This window comes from Paracoccus sp. R12_2 (assembly GCF_017744015.1).
Classification (GTDB): domain Bacteria; phylum Pseudomonadota; class Alphaproteobacteria; order Rhodobacterales; family Rhodobacteraceae; genus Paracoccus.
This window is the reverse complement of the sequence record NZ_JAGHRA010000015.1, coordinates 66,709-87,960: the sequence shown is the minus strand read 5'-3', so window position 1 is coordinate 87,960 and position 21,252 is coordinate 66,709. Positions and strand designations below refer to the sequence as shown.

Annotated in this window: 22 protein-coding genes; 5 read left to right on the top strand and 17 right to left on the bottom strand. The window is 64.1% G+C overall.

Annotated elements, in window-relative coordinates; genetic code table 11:
- Window positions 1-21: 21 nt before the first annotated feature.
- The gene (locus J7359_RS16050; protein ID WP_209058138.1) at window positions 22-1,011 is read right to left on the bottom strand and encodes an NAD(P)H-quinone oxidoreductase; all 990 of its coding nucleotides are present in this window, start codon (window positions 1,009-1,011) and stop codon (window positions 22-24) included.
- Window positions 1,012-1,024: 13 nt separating this feature from the next.
- Window positions 1,025-1,681, bottom strand: a complete 657-nt coding sequence (locus J7359_RS16045) for a COQ9 family protein (RefSeq protein WP_209058137.1) — start codon at window positions 1,679-1,681, stop codon at window positions 1,025-1,027.
- 93 nt (window positions 1,682-1,774) lie between these two features.
- Here J7359_RS16045 and rpsU point away from each other — a divergent pair, with 93 nt between their 5' ends.
- Window positions 1,775-1,981: a 30S ribosomal protein S21 gene (rpsU, locus tag J7359_RS16040; protein WP_022705914.1), complete on the top strand. Its 207-nt coding sequence runs from the start codon at window positions 1,775-1,777 to the stop codon at window positions 1,979-1,981.
- An 88-nt stretch (window positions 1,982-2,069) separates the two neighbouring features.
- On the opposite strand, the gene J7359_RS16035 is transcribed toward rpsU, so the two are convergent.
- A complete protein-coding gene (locus J7359_RS16035; protein WP_209058135.1) occupies window positions 2,070-2,825 on the bottom strand; it encodes a hypothetical protein in 756 nt (251 codons plus the stop codon).
- 70 nt (window positions 2,826-2,895) lie between these two features.
- On the bottom strand, window positions 2,896-3,357 hold the full coding sequence (locus J7359_RS16030) for an Lrp/AsnC family transcriptional regulator (RefSeq protein ID WP_209058133.1): 462 nt from the start codon (window positions 3,355-3,357) through the stop codon (window positions 2,896-2,898).
- A 149-nt stretch (window positions 3,358-3,506) separates the two neighbouring features.
- Here J7359_RS16030 and ald point away from each other — a divergent pair, with 149 nt between their 5' ends.
- Entirely contained in the window at window positions 3,507-4,625 is a 1,119-nt protein-coding gene (ald, locus tag J7359_RS16025; RefSeq protein WP_209058127.1) for an alanine dehydrogenase, read from the top strand.
- Window positions 4,626-4,709: 84 nt separating this feature from the next.
- Here ald and mscL read toward each other — a convergent pair whose 3' ends face one another.
- The 3 genes from mscL to J7359_RS16010 form a co-directional block, all read right to left on the bottom strand.
- Entirely contained in the window at window positions 4,710-5,147 is a 438-nt protein-coding gene (gene mscL, locus J7359_RS16020) for a large conductance mechanosensitive channel protein MscL (RefSeq protein WP_209058125.1), read from the bottom strand.
- A 195-nt stretch (window positions 5,148-5,342) separates the two neighbouring features.
- Window positions 5,343-5,996, bottom strand: coding sequence for a DsbA family protein (locus J7359_RS16015; protein ID WP_209058123.1), 654 nt, complete (start codon window positions 5,994-5,996; stop codon window positions 5,343-5,345).
- On the bottom strand, window positions 5,990-6,505 hold the full coding sequence (locus tag J7359_RS16010; RefSeq protein WP_247740462.1) for a DUF721 domain-containing protein: 516 nt from the start codon (window positions 6,503-6,505) through the stop codon (window positions 5,990-5,992). The genes J7359_RS16015 and J7359_RS16010 overlap by 7 nt, the downstream gene beginning before the upstream one ends.
- A 112-nt stretch (window positions 6,506-6,617) precedes the next feature.
- Between J7359_RS16010 and J7359_RS16005 the strand changes: the two genes are divergently transcribed.
- Entirely contained in the window at window positions 6,618-7,643 is a 1,026-nt protein-coding gene (locus tag J7359_RS16005) for an A/G-specific adenine glycosylase (protein ID WP_209058118.1), read from the top strand.
- Window positions 7,644-7,652: 9 nt separating this feature from the next.
- Window positions 7,653-8,792: an alkane 1-monooxygenase gene (locus J7359_RS16000; protein ID WP_209058116.1), complete on the top strand. Its 1,140-nt coding sequence runs from the start codon at window positions 7,653-7,655 to the stop codon at window positions 8,790-8,792.
- On the opposite strand, the gene J7359_RS15995 is transcribed toward J7359_RS16000, so the two are convergent.
- The 7 genes from J7359_RS15995 to J7359_RS15965 form a co-directional block, all read right to left on the bottom strand.
- Window positions 8,793-9,650 carry a hypothetical protein gene (locus tag J7359_RS15995; RefSeq protein ID WP_209058115.1) on the bottom strand — a complete coding sequence of 286 codons (858 nt, stop codon included), beginning with the start codon at window positions 9,648-9,650 and terminating at the stop codon, window positions 8,793-8,795.
- Complete coding sequence (locus tag J7359_RS15990; RefSeq protein WP_209058113.1) at window positions 9,647-10,630, bottom strand: GSCFA domain-containing protein; 984 nt, start codon at window positions 10,628-10,630, stop codon at window positions 9,647-9,649. The genes J7359_RS15995 and J7359_RS15990 overlap by 4 nt, the downstream gene beginning before the upstream one ends.
- Window positions 10,631-10,802: 172 nt before the next feature.
- Window positions 10,803-11,933 (bottom strand): site-specific DNA-methyltransferase, encoded by a 1,131-nt coding sequence (locus J7359_RS15985; RefSeq protein ID WP_209058111.1) that lies wholly within the window; start codon window positions 11,931-11,933, stop codon window positions 10,803-10,805.
- An 89-nt stretch (window positions 11,934-12,022) separates the two neighbouring features.
- Window positions 12,023-12,655: a ribonuclease HII gene (locus J7359_RS15980; protein WP_209058109.1), complete on the bottom strand. Its 633-nt coding sequence runs from the start codon at window positions 12,653-12,655 to the stop codon at window positions 12,023-12,025.
- Window positions 12,652-13,131, bottom strand: coding sequence for an ureidoglycolate lyase (locus J7359_RS15975; protein WP_209058107.1), 480 nt, complete (start codon window positions 13,129-13,131; stop codon window positions 12,652-12,654). Before J7359_RS15975 ends, J7359_RS15980 begins: the two co-directional genes overlap by 4 nt.
- 24 nt (window positions 13,132-13,155) lie before the next feature.
- Complete coding sequence (locus J7359_RS15970) at window positions 13,156-14,892, bottom strand: glycosyl transferase family 90 (RefSeq protein WP_209058105.1); 1,737 nt, start codon at window positions 14,890-14,892, stop codon at window positions 13,156-13,158.
- Window positions 14,889-16,118: an MFS transporter gene (locus tag J7359_RS15965; RefSeq protein ID WP_247740461.1), complete on the bottom strand. Its 1,230-nt coding sequence runs from the start codon at window positions 16,116-16,118 to the stop codon at window positions 14,889-14,891. Before J7359_RS15965 ends, J7359_RS15970 begins: the two co-directional genes overlap by 4 nt.
- Window positions 16,119-16,402: 284 nt before the next feature.
- Here J7359_RS15965 and J7359_RS15960 point away from each other — a divergent pair, with 284 nt between their 5' ends.
- Window positions 16,403-17,089: a GntR family transcriptional regulator gene (locus tag J7359_RS15960; RefSeq protein WP_209058103.1), complete on the top strand. Its 687-nt coding sequence runs from the start codon at window positions 16,403-16,405 to the stop codon at window positions 17,087-17,089.
- Between the two features lie 60 nt (window positions 17,090-17,149).
- Here the strand turns inward: J7359_RS15960 and J7359_RS15955 are convergent, their stop codons facing one another.
- From J7359_RS15955 to J7359_RS15945, 3 genes are read right to left on the bottom strand one after another with little or no spacing between them, the layout of a single operon-like run.
- The gene (locus J7359_RS15955) at window positions 17,150-18,325 is read right to left on the bottom strand and encodes an acetyl-CoA C-acyltransferase (protein ID WP_209058101.1); all 1,176 of its coding nucleotides are present in this window, start codon (window positions 18,323-18,325) and stop codon (window positions 17,150-17,152) included.
- Window positions 18,322-20,412, bottom strand: coding sequence for a 3-hydroxyacyl-CoA dehydrogenase NAD-binding domain-containing protein (locus J7359_RS15950; protein WP_209058099.1), 2,091 nt, complete (start codon window positions 20,410-20,412; stop codon window positions 18,322-18,324). Before J7359_RS15950 ends, J7359_RS15955 begins: the two co-directional genes overlap by 4 nt.
- Window positions 20,409-21,251 (bottom strand): IclR family transcriptional regulator, encoded by an 843-nt coding sequence (locus J7359_RS15945; protein ID WP_247740460.1) that lies wholly within the window; start codon window positions 21,249-21,251, stop codon window positions 20,409-20,411. Before J7359_RS15945 ends, J7359_RS15950 begins: the two co-directional genes overlap by 4 nt.
- Window position 21,252: the final 1 nt, after the last annotated feature.

Sequence of the window (21,252 nt, the reverse complement as noted above, 5' to 3'; positions counted from 1 at the left end):
CCGGATGTCTGGATCGGCAGCTCAGCCTCCCGCGACCTTCAGAACGATCTTGCCGATATGATCGCTGCTTTCCATCCGGCGATGCGCCTCGGCGGCGGCGTCCAACGCGAACTCGCTGTCGATGCTGACCTTGATGGCCCCGCCGACAATCAGAGGCCACAGTTGCTTGCGCAGCGCCTCGGCGATCTCGGCCTTGGCCACGTCCGATTGCGGCCGCAGCGTCGATCCGGTCACGGTCAGACGCTTGACCATGATCTGGGCGAAATTCAGTTCGACCTTGGGGCCTTCCAGGAAGGCGATCATCACCAGCCGGCCGTCATTCGCCAGCGCCTTGATGTTGCGCGGGATATAGCTGCCGCCGACCATGTCCAGGATCAGGTCCGCGCCACCCTCGGGGGCCAGCCGCTTGGTGAAATCCTCGTTGCGGTAATTGATCGCGGTCGCGCCAAGCGCCTCGATCGCCGCGCATTTCCGGTCGCTGCCCGCGGTGGCAAAGACCCGCGCCCCCAGCGCCCGCGCGATCTGGATTGCCATCATGCCGATCCCCGAGGTGCCGCCATGAACCAGAAACCGCTCGCCACCGCGCAGGCCACCGCGCGTCACGACGTTCGACCAGACGGTGAAGGCGGTTTCGGGCAGGCACGCGGCCTCGCGCAACGACAAGCCCGCGGGAACCCGCAGCGCGTGATCCGCGTGGCAGGCGACGTATTCGGCATAACCGCCGCCGGGCAACAGCGCGCACACCGTTTCGCCCTTCTTCCAGCGGGTCACGCCCGCGCCCATCCCCACGATCTCGCCCGACGCCTCGAGGCCGGGCAGATCCGAGGCATCCGGAGGCGGCGCGTATGACCCCTGACGTTGCAGAACATCGGGCCGGTTCACCCCGGCATAGGCCACCCGGATCAGGATTTCGTCGTGGCGCGGAACCGGCACCGGACGGCGGGTCATCTGCAACTGGTCGGCATCGCCGGGCGCGGCAATCTCGACCGCGTTCATCGCATCGGGAAACATCGTCTCTCCTTCGTCAGGAATGGGTCTTGCCGGGAAGATCACGCGGCTTTGGCGAACGAATCCAGCCGAACGCCGCGCGGCCCAGCATCTCGGCGCCCGGCAGGCGGCCAAGACGCGCCTTGACGCCTTCAAAGCGCATCACGCCGTCGATCCGGCGATCAAGAAAGTCCCGACTGTCGGCGCGACAGTCCGAATCGTCGCCCAACCAGAACAGCACGGTCGAGCTGATCACGGCCGACAGCGTCGCACGCTTGGAATACCAGTTCACATCATCGGACCGGTCGCCAAGCCCGGTCCAGATCACATCCGCGGTTTCCCAGACCAGACGCGCGGCCAGGGCGGCATTCTGCGGCAGGGTCAGCGTCGCGGCGCCGGCGCGTACCAGCTCCACATCCGACAGTTCCAGCCGATGCCAGACCGCCGCAGCAACCCGATCACGAAACCTGCCCTGCGGCGGCGTGCCCGCCAGCCAGTCGCGCAGTTCCGCATCCGCACGACGATGATAGGCCGCAGCCAGCCCCGCACCGCCTTGCGGGAAATGCACCCTGGCAAGCGCGTCGGACATGCCAAGATCACGCGCCCCCGCCAGCAGGGCGCGATCATTCATGCCGTCGAACGGCACATGGATCAGCGCGGCATCCAGCAGCGCATCGCGTTCGGTCTGGGTCATCTTAGCCTCTTCTGGACAAAGGCGTCCGGCTTTGTTATTGGGACGCCTCCTGCAATCTTTGCAACTCTAACCTAGGAAGGTGGTGACAACCACATGCAGGTCAATGTTCGCGACAACAACGTCGAACAGGCACTTCGCGCCCTGAAGAAGAAACTTCAGCGCGAGGGGGTCTTCCGCGAAATGAAGCTTCGGCAGCATTTCGAGAAGCCGTCGGTCAAGAAAGCCCGTGAAAAGGCCGAGGCCGTCCGCCGCGCCCGCAAGCTGGCCCGTAAAAAGGCACAGCGCGAAGGCGCGCTGTAAGGCGACGCGATCCTTTAATTCATTTGAAGACCCCCGTGGCACCATGCCGCGGGGGTTTTCTTTTGGTCATGCCGGGATGCGGAAAACATCAGCCATTGCTGTCAGAGCCGCCGTCCGACCCACCGTCCGATCCGCCATCGGAACCGCCGTCAGACCCACCGCCGTCCGAGTCGCCGCCGCCATCGCTGCCGGAACCGCCTTCGCTGCCGCCATCGGAACCGCCGTCGGAATCGCTGCCGGAGTCTCCGCTGTCACCGCTATCCGCGCCGCCGTCTGCGCCGCCGTCTCCGGCACCCGCATCGCCGCCCATGCCGTCATCTTCGCCGCCGGTGTCGCTTGCACCATCGGAGCCACTGTCACCGGTGTCGCCGTCAGCATCGTCGCCGCCACTCGAATCAGAATCTTCGCCGGGCTGAGGGGTAGCGGTCAGGCCTGCCGCATCTCCCGCCGACGAACCCTCTGGTGCTTCGCGTGTCTCGACGCCATCGACCGACACCAGACGGCCATTCGCGGTGCTGTAGACCAGTTCGGTCGGGACGCCCGCACGTTGCGCCGTGATGGTAAGGATCGGGCCTTCACGCTGAATGAAGATATCGGAATATCCCTGCGCGGACAGGGTCTCGGCGATCAGATCATAGTTCTCGAGGCTTTCCAGGCGCGGATAGTCGCTTTCACTCACGAACCCCTCGGAAGGGGACTCCTGCAAAGCCTCCTCGGGCACCACGACGGTATTGCCCTGCGGCGTTTCGATATCCGAAGTCTGGGCAATGGCGGTGGTCGCCATCAGGCTGGCCGCAGCCAACTGCGTTCCCACGACAAGGGCCTTGAACGGTGTGTTGAACATCGCACTTCTCCTGCTGTCTGTCTGGCAGTGACAACGCCGCTGCAGGGCCATCGGGTTCCGCGACGCTGATTCAGACCGGAATAGCGGTGGTCCTGAAAACGGTCCGCAACGCAAAGCTGGAATGCATCTGCGCGACGCCCGGCAGGCGGGCCAGATGCTGACGATGGATGCGCGCGAAATCGTCGGTATCCTCGACCACGATCTTCAGAAGATAATCTGCGGTCCCAGCCATCAGGTGACATTCCAGCACATCTGGGATGGCGCTGACCGCGCGTTCGAATCCATCAAGCAATTCATCGGCCTGACCCGACAACGTGATCTCGACGAAGACGGTGGTCTGGCGACGCAGGGCCCGCGCATCAAGCAGCGCGACATAGCCCGAGATGACCCCGGCTTCTTCCAGTCGCTGCACGCGGCGATGACAGGCCGATGGTGAAAGATGCACCTGCTGCGCCAAGTCGGCATTACTGATTCGCCCCTTCTTCTGAAGCAACCCCAGAATTCGGCGATCTATTGCGTCAAGGCTATTCATTCGCGAATAATCTTCGATTCAATTGATGAAAACCAGAACTTTCTTTGAAGAAGTCAAGCCAGCCGCGCGCAGCTTCGCAGCACCTTTCACGCCATGCGTGACAGAATGCATCTCATAGTGAGTCGCAGAAATTCTGGGAGGAAAGCGCGATGAAGATCGGATGCCCAAAGGAAATCAAACCGCAGGAGTTTCGCGTCGGCCTGACACCCGAGGCGGCCGCCGAGGCGATCCTGCGCGGCCACAACGTGCTGGTCGAAACCGGTGCCGGGCTGGGTTCGGGCTTTACCGACGAAGATTACATGTCCATCGGCGCCGAGATCGCGCCGGATGCGCAAAGCGTCTTCGACCAGGCCGAAATGATCGTCAAGGTCAAGGAACCGCAGGCCCCCGAACGCAAGATGCTGCGCGAAGGGCAGCTGCTGTTCACCTATCTGCACCTTGCCCCCGACCGTGCACAGACCGAGGACCTTCTGAATTCCGGCGTCACCTCAATCGCCTACGAGACGGTCACGGATGCGCGCGGTGGCCTTCCGCTGCTGGCCCCCATGTCCGAGGTGGCGGGACGGCTGGCACCGCAGGTCGGATCCTGGGCACTGCAGAAGGCCAATGGTGGTCGCGGCGTTCTGATGGGTGGCGTTCCGGGCGTGCGGCCCGCGAATGTGCTGGTGATCGGCGGCGGCGTGGTCGGTGCGGCGGCGGCGCGCGTTGCGGTCGGCATGGGCGCGAACGTGACCGTCATGGACCGTTCGGTGCCGCGCCTCAGCTATCTTGACGATGTGTTCATGGGCAAGCTGACGACGCAATATGCCAGTGCCGCAGCAACCGCCGAACTGATCCAGACCGCCGACATGGTGATCGGCGCGGTCCTGATCCCCGGCGCCGCGGCACCCAAGCTGGTCACCCGAGAACAGCTTTCCACGATGCCGCAGGGGTCGGTGCTGGTCGATGTTGCGATCGATCAGGGCGGCTGCTTCGAGACCTCGAAGGCCACGACGCATCAGGATCCGATCTACGAGGTTGATGGCGTCGTGCATTATTGCGTGGCGAACATGCCTGGCGCGGTCGCGCGCACATCGACGCAGGCGCTTGGCAATGCCACCCTGCCCTTCATGCTGGCGCTGGCCGGCAAGGGCTGGCGGCAGGCGATCACCGACGACCCGCATCTGCGCGCCGGCCTTTCCACCCATCAGGGCAAGCTGACATCGCTGCCGGTGGGCGAGGCGCTGGGGATCGAGGCGATGACCCCCGATCAGTTCCTGGCCAGCTAAGCGCGACCACACCCCCGCAAATGATTGCGGCGCGACCCATCCGGGTCGCGCCGCTTCTTGCTTGTGCTGACAGATGACGGGCGATCAGGCTGCGCGCGCAGCCAGCAGATCGCGGATCTGGGCCAACAGTTCCTCTTGCGACGGGCCGGCCGGCACAGGGGCTTCTTCTTCCTTCTTCGCGATGGCCATGTCGCGGGCGCGATTCACCGCCTTGACCAGCAGGAACACCACCCAGGCGACGATCAGGAAATTCAGCACCGCCATCAGGAATGACCCATACGCAAACACCGCAGCGCCGGAATCGCGCGCGGCCTGCAGGCTTGCGCCGTCCGGCACATTGCCTGACATCACCAGATACATGTTCGAAAAGTCGATGCCTCCGGTGAACAGCCCGATGATCGGATTGATCAGATCATCGACCATCGAACTGACGATGGCGGTGAAGGCGGCACCGATGATGATGCCAACGGCCATGTCCATGACATTGCCGCGGGCAATAAATTCCCGGAATTCCTTGATCATGAAACTTGCGGTCCCTCTGCAAAAGCGCGTGTTGCGCGATGCGCCATATGCTAGCCCGCTTCTGTTCGCACGCCAAGGGTCACGCGCTGGCGGCGAGAGGTGTTCGAGAAATCAGCCAAGTCGGCGCCGGAAAACGAAATCCGACTGCAAGAGGCCGGGCGGGCAAGCGCACCGCGCCCACCCGACCGGCGCTGCCTATTCCTGATCGGACGTATCGCCGTCCGCCAGTTTCGAATCGATGGTCGCCTTCAGATCGTCCCAAGGCTGGTTCATCACCTTCTCGCCACCGATGATGAAGGTCGGCGTCGCCTCGATCTCGTCGGCGGTGGCGTTCTGCTGGAACGTCGCGATCAGTTGCTCGGCCTTGGCGCTGTCGTCCCAGCAGGCGGTCATCTGATCTTCGGTCATCCCAGCCTTCAGGCCGATCTTGCGCAGATTGCTGGCGATTTCCTCGCCATTGCCGCCCGACAGCCATTTTTGCTGTTCGTCGAACAGCATGTCCGAGACGGCATAATACTTGTCGTCGCCGCCGCAGCGGGCAAGGATGCCGGCCCACAATCCGACCTGATCGAAATACACGTCACGCTGGATGAACTTGACCTTGCCGGTATCGACATATTCCGACTTCAGCTTTGGCCAGCTTTGATCGTGGAAATTCGCGCAATGTCCGCAGGTAAAGCTTGCGTACTCGATGACCGTCAAGGGCGCGTCATCGGCACCAAGGGCAATGTCGGGCAGCGTCTGGACATCCGCGGCCTCGGTCGCGGTCTCGTCGGACGGCGCATCCTGCGCCAGCGCGGGCACGGCCAGCGCCACGGCAAGCGCGGTGGCGACAGAGCGGATCAACATGAATTTTCCTTTCGGTTCTTTCGGGATGAGAGGTTCAACGCCAGCCGGGCCATCGCCTCGGCCAGCGTCGGATCGTCGAACTGCGCGGCCACGTCATTCGCGCGGGCCGTCGCCTTGGGATCGGGCGGAACCTCGCGGCGCGGCGCCGGCGCGAACTGCGCCTGACCTTCCGCGAAGCCGCTGGCAGAGGTTTGCGTCAGCACGATCTTCTGGATGGCGTTATAGCCATAGCAGGCATTCACCCGATCGCGCAGTTGCGGCAACTGCATCTCGACCATCGGCGCGACCGGGCCGGTCGTGAGCAGGGTCAACGTGGCGCCGAACGCGCCCCGACTGTGGCTGATCCGAACGGGACGGGTCATCGCGGCCAGCCTGTCGCCCGCGATCTCGGGCCAGTGGGTCAGCAGACGACTGACCGCAAAGCCGCGACCCTCGGCCGCCTTTTGCACCCTATCGGCCAGCAGCGATGACGCCACCTCGAAGCCGCGCCTGCGGCGCCGCTGCGGCATGTTCGTCTTTGCTGGCCTCTGTGCCATCTTCGCCTGATCGGTTATCACCCCCACATCCTTAATCAGCGGGGCACAGGGATGAAAGCGCGCTGCGCAGCGAAGGGTCTGAAAATTGCGTGACGACAAGGTGATCGCCCCCCGGCTTCTGGACTGGTACGACCGCCATGCCCGCGTGCTGCCCTGGCGTGTTCCGCCGCAGGGCGGTCGCGCCGATCCCTATCGCGTGTGGCTGTCCGAGGTGATGTTGCAACAGACCACCGTTGCCGCCGTGAAAAACTATTTCATCCGGTTCACCTCTCTGTGGCCCACGGTGGAAGATCTGGCTGCGGCAGACGATGCGCAGGTGATGGCGGAATGGGCGGGGCTTGGCTATTATGCGCGTGCCCGCAACCTGTTGGCCTGCGCCCGTGCAGTCAGCCAGATGGGCAGCTTTCCGACCAGCCGCGACGGCCTGCGTGCCCTGCCGGGTATAGGACCCTACACTTCGGCTGCGATCGCGGCGATCGCCTACGACGCCCCCGAAACCGTGGTCGATGGCAATGTCGAACGCGTCGTGTCGCGCCTGTTTGCCGTGCCGACCCCCCTGCCCGCCGCGAAACCGGAACTGACCGCGCTGGCCGCTGGCCTGACCCCGCAGTCACGGCCGGGCGACTTCGCGCAGGCGATGATGGATCTGGGCGCGACGATCTGCACCCCGCGCAGCCCGGCCTGCGGGATCTGCCCGCTGATCGACGATTGCGACGCGCGGGCGCAGGGCATCGCCGCCGAACTGCCCCGCAAGACCGCGAAGGCCGCCAAGCCCACCCGGACGGGCATCGCCTGGGTCGCCCTCAGCGGCGATGCGCTGCTGCTGGAGGAACGCCCGCCCAAGGGACTTCTGGGCGGCACGCTGGCGTTTCCCTCGGCCGGTTGGGACGGACGTGATCTGCCACCGCCGGGCCGCGCCACATGGAGCGATATCGGCGAAGTGCGGCACGTCTTTACGCATTTCAACCTGACGCTGACCGTGATGCTGGGCGATCTGGACGGTCCTGCGGACCGCGGGCGTTTGGTCCCGCTGCGGCAATTCGACCGAAATGCGCTGCCGGGTCTGATGCGAAAGGTATGGGATATGGCACGATCCGAAATCGCGGCCTAGACTGTGCGCATGAGCGAGTCTTCCCCCACCGGCCTGCCCGCCGCCGCACCGTTCTGGATCTCGGTGGTCATGCTGCCCCTTGTCGCCCTTGCGGCCATCAAGGGTGGGCTGTGGTGGCTGCTGCTGCCGGGCTATGCGTGGTATCTGACAACCGCGATCGACGGCGTGCTGGGCCTGAATACGGACAACCCCGACCCCGACACGTCCGCCGACCGGCTGTTCTGGCATCGCGCGGTCACCATCATCTGGTTCCCGCTGCAATTCGCGGCGATCTTCGGGGCGATCTGGTATGTGCAGCATGGCGGTCACTTGTCGGGGCTGGAAAAGCTGGGTCTTTTCTTCGGCATCGGCGTCCTGTCCGGCACGATCGGCATCGTCTATGCACATGAACTGTTGCACCAGAAATCGCCGCTGGAACGCTGGATGGGCGATCTTCTGCTGGCCAGCGTGCTGTATTCGCATTTCCGCACCGAACACCTGCTGGTCCACCATTCATGGGTCGCCACGCCGCGCGACGCGGTATCGGCGCGATACGGCGAGGGGTTCTATCGCTTTTTCGCGCGCGTTCTGCGCGAAAGCCCGGCCAGCGCATGGCGGGCCGAGAAACGACGGCTGGCGCGGGCCGGTCGCGGGCCGCTGGACCCGCGCAACCCGTTCTGGCGATACGGCGCGCTGCAACTGTCGATGATCGTGCTGGCGCTGATCCTTGGTGGGTGGATTGGCGTCGCATTGTTCGTCTTTCAGGCCTTCATCGCAGTCTGGCAGCTGGAGCTGACCAACTATGTCGAACATTACGGCCTGACCCGGGAACATCTTGGCGAAGGACGATATGAACATATCAAGCCGCGCCACAGCTGGAACGCCAGCCACACGGCGTCGAACTGGTTGCTGATCAACCTGCAACGACATTCCGACCACCATTTCAAGCCGGACCGGCGCTTTCCACTGTTGCAGACCTATGGCGACGACGACGCACCACAGCTGCCGCTTGGGTATCCGGCCATGACCTTCGTCGCGATGGTGCCGCCATGGTGGCGAAGGCGGATGAACCCGCGCGTTCGGGCCTGGCGGCAGAAGTTCTATCCACAGATCCGCGACTGGGCGCCCTACAACAACGGCGACCTGCCGATGCCACGCAACGCGCTGTAATCAGCGCGTCGAAAGCACCGACATGACCTGATCCATGACCATTGCGCCGTAGGTCGCATTGGCGTGTTCATAGTCATCATCTGGATGGGTCGGGCCCTCGCCATCTTCCGCAACTTCCCGCTGCGCCCTCGCGGCGGACGTGCCTGCCACGATTGCGGCCGCGTCGATCCGGCCAAGCCTTCTTGAGCCGCGCATCAAGGATGATGCGGTATAGGGGCCGTCAACCAACGCAGCCTCGGGCCAGTCAAGGATGGTGGCGCTGTCCCCCAGCACCTGCATGCGCGCAGCGCGATACATATCCAGCCAGTGCGTGGCATCCCCACGCTGCACAAGGGCGTGATAGGCGCCATAGCGGGCGTCGTCCGCCCGGCCATCTTCGGACAGCGCGGGCTCAGGCACGACAACGACAGGCTTTTGCAGCCGCTCGATCCTTGGCAGCAATTGCCCGACCGCAGATCCGGCGATCCGCCCGCGCAGCATTGCGCCCAGCACGCGCCCGCCGACAAGCTGCGCAGTCTCGTCACCCGCGACCACGCTGGGAAAATCCAGACTGCGGTGATCGGCGCAAATTGCGGCCGTGCGAAACCAGGACACTCCGCCGACGATCACGAACGCATCGAACCCGCCGACATCGACCGAGTTGACGTGATTATAATACTGCATCTGACGGGACGCCGCACCGGTCATCGGCACCAGCCTGTCATTCCGCAGGTCCAGTTCGCCCAGACGATCCGACAGGACCCCCAGAAAGTATACGTCCCAGCCCGGCCAGCGATCGGCCTCGGCCGCGTAAGCAAGGCGCAGGGCACCGCTGTGAGAGTTGCCGATGAACAGGACACGAGGCAGCTCGCCGGTCATGGGGAATACGCCTCCAGCATCGCCTCTTCACAGATCGGATCGTCCATATCCGAGTCGGACGACAGCGGCGGCATGTTCTCGGACAGTCCGTGCGTCGCCAGAAATGTCTGCATCACGGCGGCGACGCCTTCGGGCGAGACCTGGCGCAGGCCATCCGAGAAGAACCGACCGCGCGCCGCGGGATTGATGACGATCTCGTAGGACGGAAAATAGTCCACGTCATCATGCTGCGCGGCGAAATCGCCCGCCGCCGCACGCAGCGTGGCCTTGGAGTATTGCGTCGCGGGCAGCACGTGATTGCCCGATGCGGTCGCGGTCAGCGGCACCGGCGACACGGTCAGCAGCAGCTTCATCCCCGGCTTGAACGCATGCAGCCTGGCGCGCAGCCGCTGAAGATCCTCGACGACGTCGGGATAGGTGAAATTCACGAACTCATGCCGAGCGAGGTCGTAACTGCCAGCGATGACACCCGGGCACGTCGGATAGACACGTCCGGTATCCCGGCAACGCCACGCCTCGGTCAAGCCAAGGGTGAAGATGAACACATCGGCCCCAGCCAGCATCGGCGCCAGCCGCGACAGGTGTTGGCGACGGATTGCAAGCACCTCTTCGGGGCTGTCCAGCCCTTCGGGATCAAGCCCCGGTCTCAGGGCGTCATGAAATCGGTCGCCGCGCCGCCAGATCTGCGCGGGATCGGGCTGGCCATCTGCAACCTCTTGCAGCAGCTGAATCAGCTGTCGCACCGTGTAGATGTTCCCATACCGCCCGGAATACAGACCGAAGCCATGCTGCTGAAGCACCGCCTGACCGATGCCGCGCGGCGATGGTTCGGCATCCAGCACCTTCAGCCCGGCCGCGCGCAGCGCCCTGCCCATATGCTGCGCGAAACAACTGCCCGCGGTCGCAATCCGGTCCTTGCGGGTCAGCAGGAACTTGGGCCGGCTGATCGCATCGGGGGCGCCGGCCGGGGTTTCGGCCACTGCGCGGCGCCAGAAAGCAGTCGGTGGCAGGTCTGAGTACGGGTGCGACATGATAACAGAGATATGCATGCGGTATCGCGGATGAAAAGACCCCGCCATGCGACGATGGCGGGGCAAGGCGGTCCCGGCCGCGCGGTTGGCGGCGGGACTGCGGCGAAACCTTGAAACGGGATCAGTTCGGGCGCGAGACCTCGCCCTCCATCTCGGCGCGGATCTGCTGGCGCAGGATGTCGATCGGGATCATCTTGCCCTCGCGCCGGAAATGCCAGTAAGTCCAGCCGTTGCAGGACGGCGCACCTTCCAGCGCGGCACCGACCTGGTGGATGCTGCCCTTGACGTCGTTGCCGATCAGGCTGCCATCGGCGCGCACCTTCGCCTTGTGCCGGCTGCCGATGGAATACAGTTCCTCGCCCGGGCGCAGCATTCCGCGTTCGATCACCTGGCCGAACGGAACGCGCGGCTCGGCGCGCTTTGCCTTGGTGGTGGCGATCGCCTCAACATCGAAACGGCGAATCCGGGCAAGACGCTGCTCGGCCACCTCACGATAGGCGGCCTCGCGTTCTATGCCGATGAAATCGCGGCCCAGCATCTTGGCAACAGCGCCCGTTGTGCCGGTGCCGAAGAACGGATCAAGGATCACATCGCCCGGATTGGTGGTACCGACGATGACCCGGTGCAACAATGCTTCGGGTTTCTGGGTCGGATGGGCCTTTTCGCCCTTTCCGTCCTTCAGCCGTTCGCCGCCGTTGCAGATCGGGATGACCCAGTCGGACCGCATCTGAACCCCTTCATTCAGGGATTTCAGCGCCTCGTAGTTGAACGTGTATTTCGAGGCGTCCGATTTCGCGGCCCAGATCATCGTCTCATGAGCGTTGGTCAGGCGCTTGCCCCGGAAATTCGGCATCGGGTTCGATTTGCGCCAGATCACGTCGTTCATGATCCAGTAACCTTGGTTCTGCAGTTCCGCGCCGACGCGGAAGATGTTGTGATAGCTGCCGATCACCCAGATCGCGCCATGCGGCTTCAGGATACGGCGCGCGGCGGCCAGCCAGTCACGGGTAAAGCTGTCATAAGCGGCGAAGCCCGCGAACTGGTCCCATTCGTCGTCGCAGGCATCAACCTTCGAATTGTCCGGGCGAAGCAGATCGCCCCGCAATTGCAGGTTGTAAGGAGGATCGGCGAAGATCAGGTCCACGCTTCCTTCGGGAAGCGAATTCATGATCTCGATGCAATCACCCGCCAGAATCTGGTTCAGCGGCAAGGGCCGCGCGGTGGCCGCGCGTTGTTCTTTGATCTTCGTCATCTCTGCCTCGTGGGGAAGCCGACTTTGGCCGGTCTGGTATGAGGACAAAGATGATTCAGACCCGATTCGGCGTCAATTTCTTTTTTGAATCAAAGACTTGCAGAACCATCTTTACACAAGATGTTGTGGATGGGCCGGAACGAACGCCTATGATGAGGGGTCACCCCCAGATCTAGCAGGGCCTGCTTGTGGGCTGGCGTCGGATAGCCCGCATTCACATCCCAGCCATAGCCGGGATGCTGTTGCGCCAAATCCACCATGATGCGATCGCGCAACACCTTGGCTAGGATAGATGCCGCCGCGATGCTGATGCTGCGCGCGTCGCCCTTGATGATGGCCTCGGCCGGGCGGCCCAGATCTTTGGGCACCCGATTGCCGTCGACCAGGACGTGACAAGGTACATGGAGCAGCCCGGCGACCGCGCGGCACATCGCCAGATGACTGGCATGATAGATATTGAGCCGGTCGATATCGGCCACCTCGACATGGGCCACGGACCAGTGACTTTGCGCCATGATCCGTGCCGCCAGGGCTTCACGCCGCTTGCCGGTCAGCTGTTTGGAATCGTTCAGCCCTTCGGGAACATTGCTTGGGTCCAGTACCACCGCCGCCGCGGTCACCGGACCCGCAAGCGGGCCCCGGCCAACCTCGTCCACGCCGGCCACGATCCGCGCACCGCGTGCCCAGGCCAGTCGTTCGAAACTGTCATCGGGAAGATTCATGCGGTAATCATGACGGGCGGAATGCGGATCTCCTCTAGGTTCACGCCATCACCCTCTCGATCCACCACCAGAAAATCCGCCGCGCGATCCAGCGGGGTCAGCACCCCATGCCAGACACCCGCATTCAGGTTGATGCCCATGCCGGGAGGCACAAGAAAGGCAACAGGATGGCCGGGGCGGCCCGCTTCGTCATGTGCCACCACGGACAGCCAGGCATCGGGCCCCAGCGGCATGAACGCCTGCGATCCCAACGGATGGCGTTCCAGCAGCCCGCATTCATAAGGCAGGCTGACCGGCTGCGACCGGAAGATCGAGATGATCGCCTCGCCCCCGCCACGCTGAACCGTGGCAAGTGCATGATGCCGTTCGCAGCGACCCTCGTTGATCATCTTGTCAGGCATCGGCCGGGCCGTCAGCAGTTCGCCGAACGGGGCGAAGTCATCGGCTGTGATCGGCACCGCGCGAATGGTTGTCATGGACGGATCCTCCCTTGACGAAACCTAGCGCGACGCCGCCAGTCCGTCGAGAATGCGTGACAGGATCGCGCGGCGTGTGGGCGCATCGCGCAGCATGGCGACCTCGGCGCGCGCAGCAGCCGACATCTCTTTGCATTTGTTGGGATTTTCGCGCGCCCATGCCAGTTTTTCCAGGATATCGCCGCAATACCGCGCCACAGGAATAAAGTGTTTCCACGGTTTGAAGCGACCGGAATAGAACACTTCCCAGCCATCCTGTTCGGCCAGAAGCACCGACTGGCTGTCGATCATCGGAATGAAGTTCGACCCGTGATCGAAACCCGTCAGGCAAAGCTGATAGCGGAACTGCCGGAAAAATCCCGGACCGCGCCGCGTGTCGCAATAAGGCGCAAGAAGCGGATCCTCGGACAAGTCACGCATGCTCCAGGCCATGACGATACCCAGATTGAAGTCCGGATGGCCGAACCAGCGCCGCACGAAGTTCAGGCGCGATGTGCGGCAGAGATCCTGCCAGGCGGCGTCGCGCGCCGCAGGATCCTGTCCTGCCTGGGCCAGTCGCGCAAGATGCACATGCGAGCCGGCACCCGGACGGACCCCGTCACGCATCTCGCTGCCGGAAATCATGCCGCGCCACACCACCCGGTCCAGCTTGTCGTCGAACGGAAGGCGGTCGGGCGCAGCGGCACGGTCAAACCCCGGCATGCCGATCTGATGCTGATCCGGCAGCGGCCACAGCACGACGTTGCGCGCCCCCTCGCGACGGCAATGGCCCAGCACCGGAACCCCCAATGCCTGCCCCTGGGGTGAGCCCATCCAGCGCGAATCCTCCATGTCGATCCGCAGCCGCATGGCACGCCCAAGTCGCAGAGCATCGTTAACCACACCTTCGGCGCGCAGCAGCTTGAAATGCTGATCGGGGCGAGAAACCGCAGCATTGCGCCGCCCGGGATCGCCCGGCAGCGATCGGATGGCGATCTGGCGGGTCTGGTCCAGATGATCCAGAATTATCCCCTCTCCGTCCCATTCGCAGTAATGCCGCGACACGCCTTTGCGGCCACTGTCATCGGGCGAAAGCCCACGCAGACAGAAACTCGCCACATCCTCGACATAGTCTGGATCCGGCACGGCAGCCGACGCGTCGGTCTCGAACGCCGCCATCACAGCTTTTCCTGACCACGGGTCGGCTGGGGGGAACCAATCGCGGTCCGGCGGCGCGACATCCATCGGCAACAGCGCCGACAGGCGACGGCAGACCGATTGCGGATCTTCGGCCTCCAGGTCGATGCGGATCAGTCGGGGATCGGCACCGAAACATGCCTCGACCGCGCCCAGATGCGCGTGCCAATCAGCTTCCCAGATCTGTGGCAGATCGCCTTCGGGCACATCCCGGTGATGGGCATAGCAGCGCGCGGCGGCCCGGTTGGCACGCGTCAGCCGATCGACAAGCCAGCCGTCGATTTCGCGTGTCGTCAGGATGAAATAGGCATGCGGAAACCGCGATCGCAGAAAGTCGAAGCTGCGCCAGGCCTCCAGCGGCGGGCGCCAGAAAGGAGCGGTGCGATAAAGACCTGTGAACAACCGCACCCGGGGCCAGCGCGCCAGCGGGGTCTGATCGCGCGCCTCGCAGAACAGGATCTCGCTGGCCAGCGCGCCCCGTTCCCCGTCCAATGCCTCATGACCGTTCAGCTGGAACATCTGCGCCAACCGCGCCTCGCCGCACCAGTCGGGACTGATGTGAAAGAACAACGGCGCTTGCGTCATCCCGGCGACCGGCGATCCATGCGCGGCAGGAACACGGTCAGCACGCCAAGCGCGGGCAGAACCGAGCAAAGAAGAAACACCGACTCGATCCCGCGCGCGTCAGCCAGAACCCCCAGCGCCGCAGCCGCGATCCCCCCCATCCCGAACGAAAAGCCGAAGAACAGCCCGGCAATGGCGCCGGTGCGGCCTGGCACCAATTCCTGTGCGAAGACCACGATGGCCGGAAACGCCGACGCCAGGATCAGCCCGATGACAACCGAAAGGATCCCCGTCGGAATCAATCCGACATGCGGCAGCGCCAGCGTGAAGGGCAGCACGCCCAGGATCGAGAACCAGATGACCCGCAGCGGCCCGATCCGGTCCCCGACCAGCCCGCCCAGCATCACCCCGGCGGCCATCCCGCCCAGGAACAGGAACAGCATGATCTGCGCGCCCTGCGGACCCAGACCGAACTTCTCGATGGTGAAGAACGTGAAATAGCTGGTCATCGCGGCGCCATAGATATTCTTGGTGAAGGTCAGGACTGCCAGCACGGTGATCGACCGCATCACGATCCCTCGCGGCAGCTTCAGCGTGGTGTCGGGTCGCGCTGCGTGCGCGCGCCGCCGCCCTTCGGCCCAGCCTCCGACATGCCACAGCAGCGCCGACCCCAGCGCCGCCGCGACGGCGAACCAGGCCACGGCCGGACGTCCCAGCGGCACGACCACGAAGGCCGCCAGCAACGGGCCCATGGATTGCCCGAAATTGCCGCCAAGCTGGAACAGCGATTGCGCGGTGCCGTATCGGCCGCCCGAGGCCAGCCGCGCAACGCGCGAGCTTTCGGGATGGAACACCGCGGACCCGATGCCGATCAGCATCGCACCGGCCAGAAGCCAGCCATATTGCGGCGCGAACGCCAATAGCAGCACACCGCAGAAGGTCGAGGCCATGCCGAAGGGCAAAGACCGCGGCTGCGGATGCCGGTCGGTGGCCGCCCCGATCAGCGGCTGCAACAGCGATGCGGTCACCTGAAAGGCGAAGGTCATCACCCCGATCTGGGCATAGCTCAACGAAAATTCGGCCCGAAGCAGGGGATAGATTGCTGCCAGCATCGATTGCATGACATCGTTGACCATGTGGCAAAGACTGATCGCCAGCAGGATCGGCCAGACCGGCCCGGCGACCGCACCCTGCGCGTGGGTTATGAGGGCCGGCCGGTCCGGCGTCATCCGGTGTTCCTGTTTCATCGCAGCGCCCTTCGATCCACGCTCTTGCACATCATGCAATTAGCAGATCAGAAAATGATTGAAAATATTCATTCCTCACAACTCTGACGCTAGTTTCTTATCTTTAAGAACAGGTTTTTCGCCTATTACGCATAATATGCCTATTTCGACAGGTTTCCTTACTGCGCTTTAATAAGATTAATAAAAAACATAACGATTCCGAGTTTGCACCCATCATGACAAAGTTACCCAGTATGGTCGCTCGTTCCCTGCGACCCGCCGGCATCGAGCGTGGATCACGACGCATGAATACCTGGCAATCGGTCCGTTCCGAGGTTCTGGAGCGTATCCGGACACGGGAATGGGCGCCCGGCGAATTGATCCCCACCGAACAGCAGCTTGCCGTTCAGCTTGGCTGCGCGCGCGCGACCGTCAATCGGGCGCTGCGCGAGCTTGCCGACAGCGGCATCGTCGAACGGCGCCGGAAGGTCGGCACCCGCGTGACATCGACCCCGTCGCGTCGCACCACGCTTGAAATGCCGATAGTCAGAGACGAGATCGAAGCCCTTGGCGCTGAATACGATTATCGCATGACCAGCTATGGCCAGTCGAAGCCGACCGAGGCCGCCATGCGTGCCCTGCAGGTTGCGGCAAGCGAAGATCTGATCCTGATCAAGGCCCAGTATCTTGCTGACGGCCAACCGCATTGCTGCGAGGCCATCTGGCTGAATCCGCGATCATTGCCGACGATAACGATCGAGGATGTCAGGAATCAACCTGCCCATGAATGGCTGGCCCGCAACGTCCCGCTGACGCGTGGACGGTTTTCGATCCTCGCCGAAGGGGCCTCGGGCGATTGCGCCCACAACCTGAGGGTCGAGAACGGCACCCCGGTTCTGACGGTCGAGCGTATCAACTGGAGCGATGTGGCCCCGGTTTCGTTTTCGCGGCAGTTCTATCCGCCGCGGCACAGGCTGGTCTCCGAAGACTGAACGACCGGCAGGCGCCGAAGCAGGCACTGACCCGGCCGGGACGATCAATCGCCCGGCCGGTCAGAATATTTCCAGCAAACCGGCGGCGCCCTGCCCGCCGCCCACGCACATCGTCACGACACCCCATCTCGCGCCCCGTCTGCGACCTTCGCGCAGAATGTGACCGGCGGTCCGTGCGCCGGTCATGCCGAATGGATGACCGATCGAGATAGCCCCGCCGTTGACGTTGCATCTTGCCGGATCGATTCCCAGGCGATCGCGGCAATAAAGGCACTGGCTGGCGAACGCCTCGTTCAGTTCCCACAGGTCGATATCGTCGATCCGCAGTCCGGCGCGCTTCAGCAGGCGTGGCACCGCGAGGACCGGGCCGATCCCCATTTCATCGGGCGCACAGCCGGCGACGGCAAAGCCGCGAAACGCGCCAAGGGGTGTCAGCCCCTGCGCCGCCGCAAGATCCTGATCCATCACCAAAAGCGCGGCTGCGCCGTCGGAAAGCTGCGAGGCATTGCCCGCTGTGACATACTGGCCTTCGCCGCGAACCGGTTCCAACCGCGACAGCGCCTGCAACGTGGTGCCGGGGCGGTTGCCCTCATCGTCGCAGATCGTCACATCTTCCCGGTGCGTCGTCCCCGAATGCTTGTCTGTCACCATCTTCGTCACGGTGATCGGCACGATTTCGTCATCGAAGTAACCTGCCGCCTGCGCGGCTGCGGTCCGGGCCTGCGACTGCACGGCATAATCGTCCTGCGCCGCCCGACTGATGCCATAGCGATGTGCCACGATGTCCGCCGTCTCGATCATCGGCATATACAGATCGGGGCGATGTTCCTCGATCCAGGCTTCGCGCGAATTGCGCACCGGCGGCTGGACCATCGAAATACTTTCGACCCCGCCGACCAGCACAGCGCCCGCACCTTCGGACGCAACCATATGCGCGCCCATCGCCAATGCCTGCAGCCCCGAGGCACAAAATCGGTTGACCGTCGTGCCCGCGATACAGTCCGGAAGACCCGCGCGGATCACGGCTTGCCTGGCGATGTTGCCGCCTGTGACATATTCGGGGTAGCCGCATCCCCAGATGCTGTCCTCGATCAGCGCCGGATCTATGCCCGCACGATCCACCACCGCCCGCGCGACATGTCCGGCCATCACCGCCCCGTGGGTCATGTTGAAGGCGCCGCGCCCGGCCTTGCCGATGGCTGTGCGGGCGGTCGAGACGATGACCGGCTGTTTCACACGACACTCCGCTGGTTCAGGTCACCGAAGCGGCCGCCCTTGGCGGCCAGATCGCGCAGCAAGGGCGCGAGATGCCAAAAATGGTCGTCCTGTCTGGCAAATCGCTCGATATCGGCGGCGATGCAGGGCAGTCCCTGCGCGTCCGCCCAGTGCATCGGACCGCCCCGCCATCGCGGAAATCCATAGCCGTTCAGCAGCACCACATCGACATCCAGAGGACGAGCAGCAATCCCGTCGCCAATGACGCGCGCGCCCTCGTTCACCATCGCCGCCATGTAGCGGGCAACGATCTCGGCGTCGTCGAAATCGCGCGGCACGATCCCCAGATCCGCGCGAACCTGATCCAGCAAGCCTGCAAGTTCTGGATCTTCGCGGCCCTTCGGGTCTTTGTCGTCATAGATGTAATAGCCGCGCCCGGACTTGCGGCCCAGGCGCCCCAGCTGGAACAGGCGGTCCGCAAAGACCGGCACACGGTCACGCGGATGACGTTCCGCGGCCATTCGCTGACGGGTCAGGTAACCGATATCCAGGCCGGCAAGATCCGATACCGCATAAGGGCCCATCGCGAATCCGAATTCGGTCAGCGCCCGGTCGATCTGATAGGGTGACGCCCCGTCCAGCACCATGGCGTCGGCAGCCGCACGATAGTGGGCCAGAATCCGGTTGCCGATGAACCCGTCGCAGACACCCGCGCGGACGGCGATCTTCTTCAGCTTTCTGGCCAGCGCGAACCCGGTCGCCACCACGTCGGGTGCCGTCCTGTCGGCCACCACGACCTCAAGCAACCGCATGACATGGGCGGGCGAAAAGAAATGCAGGCCGATCACATCCTGCGGCCGACCTGTCGCCTGCGCGATGCGGTTCACGTCCAGATAGGATGTGTTCGTGGCCAGCACCGCCCCCGGCCTGGCCACGGCATCAAGGCCGGCGAAGACCTGTTCCTTGACCTCCATCTTCTCGAAGACCGCCTCGACGATCAGATCCGCGTCGGACAGCGCCTCATAGTCGCCGACGGCCCGGAAACTTTCCGACAGGATCGCATCGCGCCGGTCGGACGTCAGCTTGCCGCGCCTGACCGAACCTTCCAGCATCCTGTCGACACCGGCCGCAGCCCGTTCTGCGGCCTCGGCATCGCGTTCGACCAGCGTCACATCCAGATCCGCCAGCAGCGCGGACACGGCAATGCCCGCGCCCATCGTGCCGCCGCCGATCACCCCGATCCGGTCAATGGCGCGCGCAGGAACACCCTTCAGATCGGGCAGGTTCGTCACGGCGCGTTCGGCGAAAAAGGCATGGATCAACGCAGCGCGCTGCGGGGTGTCCATCAGTTCCATGAATTTCGCGCGCTCTTGCGCCATGCCCTGATCGAACGGAAGCGCCAAACCTTCGATCATCGCATCGACCGCGCGCGGCCGCGCCACTTGCCCCGGCGCTGTCGCGGCCAGCCTTGCCTTGATGCTGTCCACCAGCGCCGCATCGACCGTGGGGGCAGGAATCTCGCTTGTGCGCCGCGGCTGTTGCCCGGCCAGTTCACGGGCAAGTTCCATCGCGGTCCGCGTCAGATCCCCGGTTGCAAGCCGATCCACCAGCCCGATCTTCAACGCCTCGGCAGCGCCGACCTGCCGTGCCGAAGTTATGATGTCCAGCGACGCCGCAAGGCCGATCAGGCGCGGCAGCCGCTGCGTGCCGCCGGCGCCCGGCATCAGACCCAGCGTCACCTCGGGCAGGCCAAGCCTGGCGTCGGGCGTGGCGATGCGCGCATGTGCACCCAGTGCGATCTCCAGCCCGCCGCCCAGTGCGGTGCCGTGGATCGCGGCGACAACGGGTTTTCCCGAGGCCTCTATCAGGTCGATGACATCGGGCAGATGCGGCGTCATGGGCGGCTTGCCGAATTCGGTGATATCCGCCCCTGCGACCCATGTCCTCCCCGCACACAGGATCACGGCCGCCTGCGCCCCGGCGTCTGCATGCAGCGCCGCAAGCGCGTCCATCAGTCCGGCACGCACCCCTTGCGATGTCGCGTTTACCGGTGGGTTGTCGATGGTGATGACGCCGATGACGCCCTCGCGTTGATAGTCGACGATCATGCCAGTCCTCCTTCGTCGTCCAGCGTTCCGGTCCACGCGGGTGAAGCATTCTGCCCGATCAGGCCCTGCAACTGCTGGACGGTTTCACGCAGCCTTCGGCCCACATGCTCATTAATCCTTGCCTCCGGCAGGACATCATCCAGCGCGCCGCAGGAAAACGACACCGGCCCCGCAAGACGCGATGATCTGAACGGCACCGACACCGCCGAGACATTCGCCGTGTGGCGCAATTCCCTGCGAATGACCGCATAGCCGTTCGCCATCAACTGCCCATGCCCCTCGCGCCGCAGATCCGCCAGCGCACTGCCATCCGCGACCTCGGGCGGGCGGTCCTGCAACAAGGCCGCGAATTCCTCGCCCGTCGTCGCCGACAAGATCGCAAGACCCGAAGACGAGCCTCCGACCGGCAACCTGTGCCCCACCTCGAGCCAGATCGACGCCGCGTGCCGTGGCCGCCATGTTCGGACCAACGCGACCTTGTCGCGGTCGCGCACGGCGAACAGAACCAGTGTTCCGGTCTCGTCCGCCAGCGCCTGCATCATCGGCTGCGCCACATCCAGAAACGACAAGGATGACGCGGCGACATGCCCCAAAGCCAGCAATGTGGGGCCGGGGCGATAGCGTTCGTTCCGCTGTGGCCGCGTCAGATAACCAAGGCGCCCAAGCGTGAAGGTCAGGCGCGACACGGTCGATTTCGGCAGTCCGGTCCTTTCGGCGATCTGCGCGTTGGTCAGACCGTCGTCGCCCGCGCGGAATGCGCGCAGAACCGACAGACCCCGCGCCAGCGTGGTGGCGAAGTTCCGGTCATGTTCATCATCAGGTCCATGCATGCTGACCATG